Annotated in this window: 9 protein-coding genes; 4 read left to right on the forward strand and 5 right to left on the reverse strand. The window is 63.5% G+C overall.

Features of this window, described 5'->3' with window-relative positions; translation table 11 throughout:
- The first annotated feature begins 57 nt into the window (after window positions 1–57).
- Genes BPNPMPFG_RS32770 through BPNPMPFG_RS32785 form a run of 4 tightly spaced genes read left to right on the forward strand, consistent with a single transcriptional unit; the run spans window position 58 to window position 9,671 of the window.
- Window positions 58–2,562: a hypothetical protein gene (locus BPNPMPFG_RS32770; RefSeq protein ID WP_258597335.1), complete on the forward strand. Its 2,505-nt coding sequence runs from the start codon at window positions 58–60 to the stop codon at window positions 2,560–2,562.
- Window positions 2,559–6,899 carry a helicase-related protein gene (locus BPNPMPFG_RS32775; protein ID WP_258597337.1) on the forward strand — a complete coding sequence of 1,447 codons (4,341 nt, stop codon included), beginning with the start codon at window positions 2,559–2,561 and terminating at the stop codon, window positions 6,897–6,899. The genes BPNPMPFG_RS32770 and BPNPMPFG_RS32775 overlap by 4 nt, the downstream gene beginning before the upstream one ends.
- On the forward strand, window positions 6,886–9,114 hold the full coding sequence (locus tag BPNPMPFG_RS32780; RefSeq protein WP_258597339.1) for a DUF8724 domain-containing protein: 2,229 nt from the start codon (window positions 6,886–6,888) through the stop codon (window positions 9,112–9,114). The genes BPNPMPFG_RS32775 and BPNPMPFG_RS32780 overlap by 14 nt, the downstream gene beginning before the upstream one ends.
- The gene (locus BPNPMPFG_RS32785) at window positions 9,111–9,671 is read left to right on the forward strand and encodes a phospholipase D-like domain-containing protein (RefSeq protein ID WP_258597341.1); all 561 of its coding nucleotides are present in this window, start codon (window positions 9,111–9,113) and stop codon (window positions 9,669–9,671) included. The genes BPNPMPFG_RS32780 and BPNPMPFG_RS32785 overlap by 4 nt, the downstream gene beginning before the upstream one ends.
- A 172-nt stretch (window positions 9,672–9,843) precedes the next feature.
- Here the strand turns inward: BPNPMPFG_RS32785 and BPNPMPFG_RS32790 are convergent, their stop codons facing one another.
- The 5 genes from BPNPMPFG_RS32790 to BPNPMPFG_RS32810 form a co-directional block, all read right to left on the reverse strand.
- Window positions 9,844–10,017, reverse strand: a complete 174-nt coding sequence (locus BPNPMPFG_RS32790) for a hypothetical protein (RefSeq protein WP_258597343.1) — start codon at window positions 10,015–10,017, stop codon at window positions 9,844–9,846.
- Window positions 10,018–10,069: 52 nt separating this feature from the next.
- Window positions 10,070–10,792, reverse strand: a complete 723-nt coding sequence (gene scpB / locus BPNPMPFG_RS32795; RefSeq protein WP_258597345.1) for an SMC-Scp complex subunit ScpB — start codon at window positions 10,790–10,792, stop codon at window positions 10,070–10,072.
- A 5-nt stretch (window positions 10,793–10,797) separates the two neighbouring features.
- Window positions 10,798–11,835, reverse strand: a complete 1,038-nt coding sequence (locus BPNPMPFG_RS32800; protein ID WP_258597347.1) for a DUF1403 family protein — start codon at window positions 11,833–11,835, stop codon at window positions 10,798–10,800.
- Window positions 11,836–12,264: 429 nt separating this feature from the next.
- Complete coding sequence (locus BPNPMPFG_RS32805) at window positions 12,265–12,858, reverse strand: type II toxin-antitoxin system VapC family toxin (RefSeq protein WP_258597349.1); 594 nt, start codon at window positions 12,856–12,858, stop codon at window positions 12,265–12,267.
- Complete coding sequence (locus tag BPNPMPFG_RS32810) at window positions 12,848–13,144, reverse strand: hypothetical protein (protein WP_258597350.1); 297 nt, start codon at window positions 13,142–13,144, stop codon at window positions 12,848–12,850. The genes BPNPMPFG_RS32805 and BPNPMPFG_RS32810 overlap by 11 nt, the downstream gene beginning before the upstream one ends.
- Window positions 13,145–13,320: the final 176 nt, after the last annotated feature.

A 13,320-nucleotide genomic window follows, 5' to 3' on the forward strand; every position in this document is an offset into this window, starting at 1 on the left:
TATATGGAGGCTCTTGCCGGGCAGCCCCTTCATCGACTTGGATCGCCGGAGCCGGTTGTGCTCACACCGGCCTACGAGCGGCTCATCCGATCGGCTGCCGAAGTGGCGAGCGATGGGTCGGCTCAGGTGATCATGCCGTGGCCACCGACTCGGATGTCGCCCTCCGCGATCGTCTCCCTGCTGTCGATTGCGGCCATCCGCAGTGCGGAGCCCGTCGAAATCACAATCAAGAACGAACGCTCGCTCAGTCGGAAAAGAGCCGACGAAGTGCGCGCTGTCGTATTCCCCTATGCCCGCAGCACACACGCGCAGGCTCGCGCCGTGCAGGTTGATCGCCATGGTATTGGCGAAGTTCACTTCGACCACCTGAAGCGCTACCTGGATGGGGAGAGCGACGCTGCCAAGGATTACCACCAGGTTCTGGCCCGTGTCCGCAAGCTGACCGGGAGAGCGACGGACGGTCGGGACTACGCCGAGTTCGAGCATCCGATCCTCGACGAGATAGTGCCACACGGTCCACCGAGAGGAGAGCGACCTTCTAACAGCTCGGTGCTCTGGCGAACGCGGAGCAAAACGGACATCGCGACGCACAAGCGGTCCGGCGACGCGGACAACCCCTTAAAGGCGGCATACTATCTCTACACCATCCGAGCCGGGGATCGGCTCGGCGTGGAGCTGAGGGCGATCACGAGGGCGCCCGACTTTCTGATTCTTGACCTTTCGCGGAATGCACGCGACCGGCTGGGATGGAACTGGCTGAAGCACGCTGCGGACATGCTCGGCTGCATGCGGGAGGTCCATCCAACCGCCGGCATTCTCGTGCTCGCGGATGATCCGTGGACATACCAAACTGCTCGATTTCAGCTTCTCGGAACGAAACAACCTGGACGCAAAGCCAAGGTGACGCCGGCCGTGGGACACGTCGTCTACTCGCCCACCACCGGGATCGTTCAGGACACCAACCAGCCGAAACTACAGTTCGAGGGCGGCTCACGGATAGAAGTCGACGGCTTCTTCGGCGACGTCGACCGGAATATCGAGCGGCTCCGTGGGCTCGCGCACAGGCTATCTGAGATGGGGGATCCGGCCGGGGCCGAGACGGCGCGAAACATGATCGCCACAGTTCGGCGCTCCGCCTGCCTGCCGGGATCGATCGCCGATCTCAGCCGGTTTCTCGAGCGGGAATCATCGACTGCGACGGCGAATGATCGACTGGCGACGTATCGCGTTGCGGCGGATGTCGCGTCCCTTTCCGACCCTCGCAGCCTTGCCAGCCAAGCGGATGCGGAGACGCAGGTCACTGCTGAGACAACTGGCATCATGCGTTCCCTTGAGCGGGCGACGCCGATGTCGACCCTACTAGCAGAGGCGATCCAGCCGGCGCTTCGCTCCAGCTCCCGGTCAGCCTTTGTTTTCCGCTCCGACATGGTGGCCGAGTTCGCGGCCGACCGGTTGGCGGCGGCGCATCCAAGACTGACGGAACGGCTCGACAACGGGATCATCCGCTTTGGTGGCGCGCGCGTGCTAAGCACCATCACGGCGATGCCCAGCTCACTGCGCAATCAGTTCAAGCGAGCCATTGTTGTCGCGCCGACGCGTTCGGCGATCCTGGCGACACTGGCCGAACCGTGGCTGCCCGAGCAGGTCGTGTTTCTTGCTGACGCGGATACGCTAGCTTTTGCGGCCAGGGACGCCGACCGGCTGGCGCAGGAAATCGACGTGGCCCCGCTTGCCGTCCGGCTCCAAGCGTTCGCGGCTCGAGCGACCGCGCGCGTCGGCGAGATTGGGCGACACGCGGTGCAGCTCGATTCCGAGATGCCGACCGACGACATCGAATTCCCAACGGGGTCGGTGGTCGACCTCAGCGGAGGTTCTCGAGGCGAACGCCGTCTGGTTGAAATAATCATGAATAATGGACAGCGCATCATCGCACGTGCGTCGACAGGCATCGTCTTGCGCAACGACAGCGCCGCGACGACCTCCTTCATCGAGCGACCGGCCTCGCAGGTTCGCAAGGGCGAAGAGGTTTGCGTGATAGGGCCGGGCTTTGTCGAGCGGGCGCGCACGCTCGTAAATGTCCGCGCTACCGCCGCGGCCGAAATTCGCGAATACCATCTGCAGGTCGCGAAGCGCTTCGGCGCCACAGTCGGCGATTCAGTCAACGAACGCCTGCGGGTCGTCGTGTCGCAAATGGGTGAACCGCGTGTTTCAATCGAAACCGCGCGCTACTGGGTCGATCTTGACGACGAGCTCGACAAGCCACTCCACGACGTGGTGCCGCACGCGCCGCACGATCGCGAGACGTTCATGCGTTTCACCGGTGTGCTCGGGATAGGCCCTAAGCTGGCGGAGAGCTTCTGGCTGTGGGCAGTGGTCGCGCAGCGCTCGCATCGCCTGCGCTCGGGCAACATCTTCCATGACGCCTTCCGTGGTATCCTGACGGACCCTCATGCCGCGCTCGCCAGCAATCGCGACCGGAGTGATGACATTCGTGCACTCCGGGCCATGGCCGAAGAACACGTGGCTACCGTGGCGGACACACGGAGCTTGGAGGCGACGTGAAGGGACTTTCGGACAAGCAGCTGGGTGAAATTGACGTCGAGCTCAAGGAGGCAGTGTGCGACGCGTTGGTCAACGCACTCGTCGCCAGAGTCAGCGGTGGCGACGAGCGCGGGCGCACCATTCTCGGCAGCTCGCCCCGTCGTGGGGTCTTCGCAGGGCAGCTGCTCCCACGGTTCGATGTTGGCGGCGTCGTGGACGAGACATCGGACATCCGGATCGCCGCGGTCGGCGTAGACCTTGTCGTGGGTGCTGGGACTCGCGCGACTATCCGTGTCACCCCGCGGTTCTCGGTCTATGTACGCGTCATCCCTCTCTGGAAGGATCTCGTAGCCGGCGGTGGTGAGCTCGACTTCGACTTCAGACTGCGCAAGAGCATCCAGCAGCAGATTGACGACGCGATCCGCACAGAGCGCGTGCCGGCGCTGCAGGCAGCCGGAGTTGATCGTCCCGATTGGAAGGGAATGGACGAGGCGAAGCGTTCGAAGGTGCGTGCGCAGCGTGCGCAGATTCTCGCGGGGATCCGGACCAAGGCGTACGCGGCGCACGGCATCAAACTGCTGTCCGGAGAACCCGATCCACCGGACGCCGAGCCAACGCCCGACAATGTGGTCGAAGATCCCAACACCCCCGACGACAACATCGCTCAGCCGGCACCGATTGCGCGCCTTGTGCGCGAGAGCCGCGCAATACCGTTGCACCATGTCGACCCGGCACCAATACCCGGGAAATGGCGTCGGCTCGATCTGGCCCTTCCAACCCTGGAGTTTGCCACCGATGCGGACGACTCAACACTGACTGTGACGGTCGATGCGTACAACATGAGCCTCGCAAACGCGGTCGGGGCGCAGCTCGAGGCGTGGGTTACCGGGAACGGGGTCACCGAAGCCTGGCGTGACGCCACGGTGCAACCGGGCGAGACACTCGACGAGGCAAGGTGGACCGCGGCCATGGCCGCGCTAGCCGCCCAACCGGTCGATCGCGCTCGCGTTGTGCCGGATCTCTCGCGAGTGGTGCTGAAGGTGGAGCGGCAGGCAGACTTCCTCGACCGGAGCCGGCTGTCGCTGCGCGTCATGCTCGACAACCAGTCGCCCGAGCCGACGCCACGAGATGCGCACGGTCAGTGCAACACGGTTTTTGGCGCAGGTCTTTCGTTGACCCTGCCGCAGACCGCACACCGACCCCTTCGGCTGGACCGCGTGGAACCGTCCTACCGCTTCCGCGACCATCTTGACTATCCTGCGATTGGCCTAAACTGCGGCATTCACGCCGACGCTGCCGCCGGCGAACTACATCTCGCCACGACGGCCGCGCCGCGCTTTGCTCAGCCGCGCATCGTCGCTCGCCAGATCGACCTACCGTTCCAGTTCGCCATCCTCAAGAACCCAGGGTTCGACGCGACCAAGCTGTTCGAGCTGCCGCGAGCCTATGTTAAATGGATCGATGAGCAAGAGGTTCGCCTTAAGGACACGGTGACGGCGGGTCTCGACCGCGCCGATGCGGAGATCGAGTCCGCCCGACTGCGAAAGGATATTGCCGCACAGCGCGCCGAGGCCCGCTACATCGAGCGCGGCGTCGAGATGCTGATCGCGTCCAGAAAAGCATATGAAATGCTATCAGGGCTCGCCGGGGCGGATCGCGAGACCCTCGAGCCCCGGGCCGCCCCCTGGCGCGCCTGGACCATGACCAACGAGGCCTTCGCTCTGCGCGACGCGCACGACCCTAAGCGAGGCTGGCGACTGTTTCAGATGGCATTCGTCCTCGCCCATGTCCCGGTATTCAGCTCTCGGATCAAAGAGTGGCGGGAGTACCATGATCCCATGCTGGACGAGGACGGCGTCAGCCTGCTGTACTTTCCGACCGGAGGTGGCAAGTCCGAGGCGTTCTACGGCACGCTGCTGTTCGCCATGTTTCTCGACCGACTGCGCGGAAAAGATCGTGGCATAACGGCCATGATCCGTTACCCGCTGCGCCTGCTGACGCTTCAGCAGGCGCAGCGTCTCCTCAAGCTGGTGGTGCGGGCCGAACTCGTGCGTCGCCGGCACGCTGTGGGGAACTGGCCGTTCGAGATGGGGTTCTGGGTCGGAAACCAGAACACGCCCAACCATTATCGTGCATTCCGCGCTGACATCCCGCTGGCGAGCGATCGGGAGTTCGCCGACGACAGCGAGCTTGACGGCGAGTCGGGAGATGACGAACAGCGTGCACAGGGTCGGCGCTACGTCGAGGCGCGCGAGGCTTATGACAAGATCCCCGAGTGCCCGGTATGCGGCCAGCCAACCGGGCTGAGGCGTGACGAGGGCGAAGGCCCGCTGGGTAAGCGGGCGGTGATCGTCTGCTTCAACGACAGCTGCGAGTGGAATCGGGAGCATGGCGGACGGCATCCGCTGCCGTTCCTGCTGACCGATGATGCAATTTACGCTCGAGCACCCGCGATCGTGCTCGGGACCGTCGACAAGCTGGCCATGCTGGGCCAGCACACGGCTACGATCAGCAAGGTGCTCGGCATGTTCGGTCTGGCCCGTCGAATCGACCGGTGGGGCAACCTCGACACACCGCGACGCGAGGATGACCTCCGCCGCGATCCCGCCGAAGACGACAATTTCAACGTCTTCCCCGCGTACGCCAAGGGCACGCGTGTCTTCCACGATCCGTTCCCCTCGCTCGTTATCCAAGACGAGGCGCACCTGCTCGAGGAAAGTCTCGGCACTTTCAGCGGACTGTTTGACACCCTGCTTGAGACGATCCTTGAGGACGTGGCCGAGATGGCCGGTGACGGACTCCAGGTCGCGCGCCGTTGGAATGGTGACGGGTGGGGCGCGCCGCGAATGCCCAAGGTCATCGCGGCGACTGCCACCATTTCGGCCCCCGAGCGCCAGCTTGAGACACTCTATCAGCGCGTGCCTCTGCGCTTTCCCTATCCAGGGCCAGATCTCTACCACTCGTTCTTCGCCGAACCTGCAGCGCCGCCAGCCGGCAACGAAGGGCGCGTCGCGCTCGCTGCATCTCTCCCGTTCGCGCAGGCGCCGGAGCAAACAACGCCGTGGATGCGTCTCTACGTATCCCTCATGACCAACGACGCCACCCACACGGTCACGACCGTTGGCGTGCTGTCGGCGTTTCACAGCATCATCACCGCGCTATGGGATGGAATGCTCGACGAGGGCAGCCGCCCCGCAGCCGTTGCCGCTATCCGGGACGCGGTTTCTCCGGGCGCGACCGGAGATTGGCATCGCGCGGCGATTGATCGCGCTGTTGCCCAAGGTCGCGCCGGCGAAATCATGGCGCTCGTCGACCTACATCGCATCGCACTCGCCTATGTCACCAACAAGAAGGGTGGCGATCAAATCATCGATGCGTTGGGTGCGGCAGTTGAAAACCAACACAGGCGTATCGGTCGCAGCCACGCCGCGTTTGAAAGCCGCTTGATATCGGGTGGGATCGACATGAAGGACATCCAGGCAGTCATGGAGGATGCCGAAAAGTCGTTCGTCGGTGGGGACTATCCCGATATTGCAGCAACCCTTCGCAACATCGTCGCCACGTCGGCAATCAGCCATGGCGTGGACGTGGACCGGTTCAACAGCATGTTTTTCGCAGGCCTGCCCTCCGACATCGCCGAGTATATCCAGGCGTCGAGCCGTGTCGGCCGCACGCATGTAGGGTTCGTGATGCTGCTACCGACGCCCCAGAACCGTCGCGATCGCTACGTTATCGAGACCCATGACATCTTCCACCGATTCCTTGAGCGCATGATCGCACCGCCCGCTGTCGAACGGTGGGCAGAGAACGCGATCAAGCGGACCATGGCGTCGTATGTCCAGGCGTGGGCCATGCTGCGCGAGGCGCGCGAATTCCTGGCCCAAGACGATGGACGGAAAGCGGAAGTAAGTCACATGGACCAGATCAGCCGGTTCGCCACCCTGGCGCAGCGCAACCATGTCGCGCTTTGCGAGGCGTTGGGCGGGTTCATGCTGCGCGCCAGTGGTTTCGCCGGCAAGGGTGCGTCACAGCTGGGCGCTCCACACTACGAGGACTTCTACCGAGCCTTGGTGGAGAAGCAGGTCGATACGTTCGTACGCGACATCTCGAGCCGGGGCACGATCGCCAGCCTGCGGGACTATTGGGACGACTTGCCGGCGTTCCGACCCCCAATGACATCGCTGCGCGACGTCGACGAGGCGGGGTACATAGTGGCCGCGGGCCGAGATCCCCTCGCGCGGGGGCGATCCACCGATGTCGATCGGCAGGATCTGGCGAAGGTGATGCGGGCGATCAGGACCCAACGCGGCACAGCCTCGGAATTGGATGCAGACGGAGGCGACGATGCGCGAGGGTAAAGGCACCGGCGGAGACTGGCGCACATCAAACCGCCGGCCGTCATCCTTCGGTGGTGCAAGGCGCGAGCCGGAAGCGTTAGAGCCGCCGACTATGTCGCGATCGCGCGTGCAGCTCGCCAGCTCCTACGCACCCGGAGTGCTTATGACGTGGGAGGGAGGCAAGGGAATCTGCCGCTCCGTCCCACTGGCGAACGATATCTCCAAGCAGCTCAACCGGACGACGATCGATCTCGTCTTCGAGAATCTGAGTGACTTCGCCACCAATTGGCGCGATCGGGCGATGAAAGCCGTTCCTGACGCCCTGCCCGAACTCGTCCTCGACGGCCCCTTTCGCGATTCCCGGACCGGGGAGGTCCGGATCGAGCGGGGCGATTTTCAGATGACAGGACCGGACCGTGTTGGCTACGTCCCCTATCCCCTCGTTTACCGTTGCGGCATCTGCGGCTCGACCCGTGAATACGAGAGCATAGCGGATCAGGCGAGGCAGCCGCTGCCAAGAAAGTGCAATGGACACGATGCCCGCTGGACCCAGATCGACGTCGTTTACGTGCATTGGTCGGGCGAGATTCAGCCCCTCAGCCCGTTCAACTACAACTTTGATCCGCAGACCGGCGGCACGCGCCAGATCAGGATGTGCACCTGCGGTTCAACCAGCTTCAAGCTGCGGAACGACGCCCCTGTTTTCTCGGAATGGCGGTACGTCTGCGAGGGCTGTGGTGATACGCGCCCGCTCAAGAAGGCCGAGCCCGAGGTTCTAGCCCGATTGCAAACCGAGCAGAATACCAGTGGTCGCGCCTTCCAGTGGATCGAAATCAATATGCTGCCGGTGTCGTACCGGGCCAACTCAACCTTCTACCCACAGCGCACCAGCTTCATCGAATTCCAGGATAGCGCCGTAGTTGAGCTGATGACGCCCCCGCGGGTCGGCGAGCTGGTGGCGAAGCTGGCTCAAATTCATAATATCCCGTTCGCTGAGCCAGCGGAGGACGAAGTGCGGGCGGCGGTGCAGGCCGACCCGAAGCACCGCAGCGACTGGGACGACTACCTTAGCTTCCTCGAGATGGCTCGCCGCGCGGAAGAAAGCGGTCGACCTGAGCGCGCCCGATCATACCGCGATAGCGCCCACGAGTTGCGCGAGGGGTGGTTCGCTGCTGGCATTGTTGAACGCGGCAGGCTGGGCAGCACAGGCGTCCTGAGAGCCATTACGCAGCGCGAGGACTGGACGCGCCGCTATGACCCGATCAGGCTCACTATCCAGCACGACGCTTTCCTACGGGAGCATGTCGAAGAGGCTATGGCCCGACACGCGGCCGTCGACGTGATGGAGCCCGACATCACACTGACCGACGTCGTCAACGATCCCCAGCGCAAGGCGCGCTACCAGTCCAATATTGGGAATCTCCTGACGCATTTGGGCATGGAGCGCTTGGTGATCGTCCGCAATCTGCCAATCTGCGAGTTCAGTTTCGGTTTCACACGGGTTTCCGCGACGCCCGTCTACAAGCGTGAGCACCAGGGCACGAGTGTCGACATGCCGGTTCGCCTCAAGGCGTTCGACCAGCTGCCGATCCAAGGCACGAAACGACCGATATACGTGACCCAGCAGCAGAACGAGGCACTCTACTTCAAGCTGGACGAGGCCAGAGTGGTCCGCTGGCTGAAGGCAAATATGGTGACTGACGTGCCCGACGATGGTCTCGGCCGAGGCTATCTGGAGCGCTACGAGGATTTCGGCCCATTCCTCGAAATGTTCAAGGACCGCGAGGGTAGCGGCGGCTATCCGCGCACAGTGCCAGCGTATGTCTACCTGCTTCTCCACACCCTGTCGCACCAGATGATGCATTCGCTAGCCGATTCGTCAGGCGTCGACCGCGATGGCATCGGCGAGCATATCTTCCCGGCAGACCTCGCCTTCGTGATCTACCGGAAGGGCATGACCCCTGACCTTGGCAACATCTCCGCAATGTGGCGCAACCGTTCCGATGAGTTTCTGCGCCGCGCGCTCGATCCGCGCATGTTGCGATGCGGCTCTGGCAGCCTATGCGACGCCAGGGGCGGCGCTTGCCCGGCTTGCGTCATGGTATCCGAGGTAAGCTGCATCGCCTCCAATCTCCTGCTGTCGCGTGCTGTCCTCAAGGGCGGCAAGGGACTGGAATGGGAACCCAGATCGGCACCCGACCTGGTCGGCTTCTTCGACGCGGCCGTGGCGAAATGACCAACGAAGTATTCATTTCGCCAAGAGCTACCGCCAGGCTCGTCGTGACGATGCCACCGACGCCCAGTCGATTGGCGGACGCTCTCGCTGCCGACATTGCGAGTGACTACGTGACCCTCACGCCGACAACGGACGCCTTCCGGCATCTCGCATCGTTGGCGCGTCAGCGATTCACGGTAATGATCCCTTACGTCGACAAGGTAGGGGCCGCCTGGGCCGCCGAGCTGTTCGAGACTACGGAGGCAATCGAGCGCATCCTGGTCATAAGGGATGCGTCGCAGCTGAGCAGCTGCGCTGAGGCGGGGCGCCGCCTTGAAAAGGCGACCACGCGCATCATCGACTATGGCGGCGGCGACCTTACGCAGGAGACATTTCACGCAAAGATCGTGCTGGCTGATGGGATCGCCGCTTATGTCGGATCGGCAAACCTGCTGAGGCGATCGAAGGCAGCCAACCTGGAGTGCGGCATGCTCGTCGAGGGACCCGCCGTGCATGCTGTCAAGGTTCTGGTCGACGCGGTGACTAACATGGCAGAGGTAGTTTCCATGGGGCGCTAGTAGAAGCACCGCAGGCCATCGAGACTCGAGTTCAAGGCAGGCACGAGGTTGTCGAAGGGTTCACCGTCGGCGTCTAGGTTCGAACGTCGGTTCATGAGCACCGGCACGGCAACCGTGCCGGGGCGCCGGTTCGGTGGACAGGCTCTATCGATCGCTGAACTCGAGGTAGGCGCTATTCAACGATGACATCGTGCGTCAGTAGCTCCGTCTCCATAAACCGCAATGAGCGCAAGCCGATCGAAGCATAGAGCTTGAGTCTGGCACGAGTGCGTGACGAGGTCTCGAGCTCGGTCGGGACAATGTCATCGTCCTTGTCGCGCAATTCGGCTTCGTCCAGATAGCGCACCCTTAAGCCGCGAGCATCCGCAAGCGCCAGCGACTCTCGCGTGGGCGGGCAGTCATTCGTCGACCTCGACCCCGCCGTATTCTTCGCTACCGGCAAAGTCCGGCATGATGTCCCCCGCCAGCAGTTTTTCCTTCGACAGCAGCCCGGCATCCTCGAGCGCCTCGAAATCCGGCAGGTCGCGCAGCGTGTCGAGCCCGAACTCCAGCAGGAATTCTTTGGTCGTGACATAGGTGTAGGGCGCGCCGGGTGTCGGACTGCGCGGACCGGAGGCAATCAGCTTCGCGCCGCGCAGATGACCAATAAAATCGCGGCTGATCTCCTTGCCGAAGAACGAAGAAAGCTCGGCGCGGGTGATGGGCTGGAAGTAGGCGATGCACATCAGCACTAGCACTTCAGATTGTGTCAGATCCACGGCTCGCTCGTTGCCGCCAACCGCGGCACGGATGGCGTCGGCATAGGCCGGCCGGGTCAGGTGCCGAAAACCGCCGGCGACGGCGACCAGGTCATAGGGCCGACCACGCAATTCCTCGCGAATGTCGTCGATCAAAAGGTCGATGCTGCAGCTTTTGCCGACGATGCGCGCCAGCGTCTCGCGGCCGACCGGCTCGCTGGCTGCAAAGATCGTCGCCTCGACGCGATGCATCCATTCCCGCCAGCGCGCCTCTGGCGGCAGGTGATCCAGCTCCCGGTCAAACAGCTGGTCAGCTGATCGCCGTTCGCCTGATCGACGGTCATCTGACCGGCTCCCTCCTCGTCTGCGCGCTGCCTCCGCCATCGTCGTCACAGCCCGTAGATGCGGAAGGCTGGGCGGCCGGACAGTTCACGCACGGCGCCGAGTTCAACCAGCCGGTCGAACAGCCGGCGCAGGCCGCGATCGCTCATGCCTGAGATCTTTTCCGAGGCAACGATCGCATCGTCGGACAGGAGCTTGTCGACAACAGTATCCGCCGCCTTGGCCCGGAGTTTCGGCGCAATGGCAAGCAGCCGGTCCGCGCGGCGCTCGAGCTCGGCGAAAAGATCGATGGCGCGCAGCGCAGCGCGCGCCTGCGCGGCAAGCAGACTTTTGGCACGTTCAGGATTTGTCTCAATGCTTGTCGCCGCAGAGCTGGCTGCCGATTGACGCGGGCGAACGCTTGTGCCCAAGGCCGCTGCGCCGCCCAGCAGCGGCACGGCATGAGTCCAGCCCAGCCGCTGCGCCAGCAGGGCGTCGGCAAGCCACGCTCCGACGGCGCGCCCAAAACCGTGTCGTTCGGCGGCCATGAACGTACCTGTCAGCATTGCGACCATTCCGGCGCCGGCACCGAGTTGCCGGAGATCGTCCGCCAGATCGCCGACCGCATCGTCGCCACGGGCATAACCGAACTCTTCCAGCACCGCGGCAAGGCTTTTCTCCGTCAGCAACTCCTCCGCCGGCCGCGATGCCAGCCGACGCCAGGCGAGGAGCAAAAGACCGGCGGGGCCGACAGACAAAAAATCGCCCGGGCGTGTGAGCAGCACGGTGTCGCGCAGCGCGCTTCCATCCTCGACGCGACCCCCCTGCTTCGCCGTTGCCGCGGCCGCCGCAAGCGCCAGGCGCTGCCGCCAGGCGCCGGCCCACCGCTCCTGCCGGCGGACCACCGCATCGAGCGCGCCAATGGTGGCGCCTGCGGCGAGCGCGACGTCCTCAAGGGCATTTGGCCCTGCGCCTTTTCCCGCAAGGCTTTGCGCATCCGGGATGGCCCGGCGCAGCCAGGCCGGGAAGGGGACTGCCGGAGTGATGGCGGCCGCGCCAAGAAGCGTGCCGGGGTGGCGCGAGAGAGATGTGGGCCGCAGAATCATCGGAAGTAGCATGGATCATCGCGGCGCTTGTCGCAATCGGAATGAGCAATAACCGCCGCGCCTGTCGTGGATAAATAACGATTGATAATCTTGCATTATCGTTCGTTTTAAAAAGCGGCCGCGAAATGCCTCAGCAGCCCTTATTTTTCACCGGAAATGAGATCCATGTCGCGGCACGAAAGCTGCCGACTGTCGCCATCACGCCGGCAAATTATCTCGCCTGGCCCTCGGGCTATCGGCTGCCAGCAGCCTTGGACCCGACCAAGATGGAACGATCATAGCGTTGTCCACCTCAAGGCAGCGTATAGCGCATTTTTGCCCTTTTCGCAACCGTTCGCCCTTTCCCCGTTCGACCTTTCATTGTTCGCAGCGGTCACTCCCCTCGCCCGCGGCGACGACGGGTGACGCGCCTATCTCCCGGCAATGCTTTCAACCTTGCGAGGGCAAACCTGTAGCCGGCCGGTAGAAAATTACACGCACCGACGGGACAAGCTGATTGAGGGGATCGAAATCCCGGATGTTCCCGGTCAGAACCGTGGCTCCCAGCAGACCGGCCTGGTGAAAGATCAGCGCATCGTTGAGGAAGCGGCGTTCGTGTCCCTCCCCTTTCGGCAGATGGCTGAGCCGGAACAGCAGACCGGCAAGCATGCCAGCCCGTCCCCAGGCGGTGGCGTCGGGAGCATGCAGCCGGTGCGCTGGAATATCCTCGATCGTGTCCGCTACCACTTTCAGGACCGACTTCGTCGTGGCGTGGGCCGGGTCGAGACGGCCGAATACATGGCTGAGCTCGGCAAGACATACGGCCGAGTGGTGGCAAAGCCGATAGGTGAGAAGGTCATCGACCGCTTCGGGCGTGCGCCCCTGCAGGACATCCAGATAGACGCTGGCGTCCAATAGCAGCGCGCCGCCGACAGGCGGCTCTTCGCCTGCCCAGGACAGCGCGGAATCCGGCCGCCGTTCCAGCCTCGCGGTGCGCCGCTGCGGTTTGAGAGAACGCAACGCGCTCCCGAGATCAAACGCCAAGATCAATGTCCGCCGGGATGCTGCCCTTGCGGCCGACGAGCCGGATGCCAAAATCATCCTCGAGGGCCAGCCGCGACAGGGCGAGCTCCAGCAGTTCGGTATCGGAAGTCACATGAGCGCGCTTCTTCGCCGCCTCGATCAATTCCGACGGCACCCTGCCGGAAAGGCGTGTGTTCTTGGCCGCGCCAAGAAGGCCGACCGCCCTCGCTTGCTCAAGCACCAGACGGTTGCGGGTGTGGGCAATCCGCTCCTCGCTTTCGGCTGCCGTTACGCCACGATTGCTCATCCTGGGTTCTCCTTTGTTGAACGAAACATAGAATATGTTGAATGCGAGTGCAATGAACGGCAAGGAAGGGCAAGGCGTGGAAGCGATCGCCGCATCGTCCATAAGTGCCCGCCCGACGCGGGAGCGCCCCGCTCTTTGTCGTGCGTGGCGGGAAGCAAAACTCGGGGCTATTCGTC

Origin of the sequence: Mesorhizobium sp. AR07, from assembly GCF_024746815.1 — a bacterium.
In the GTDB taxonomy this organism is placed as follows: Bacteria; Pseudomonadota; Alphaproteobacteria; order Rhizobiales; family Rhizobiaceae; genus Mesorhizobium.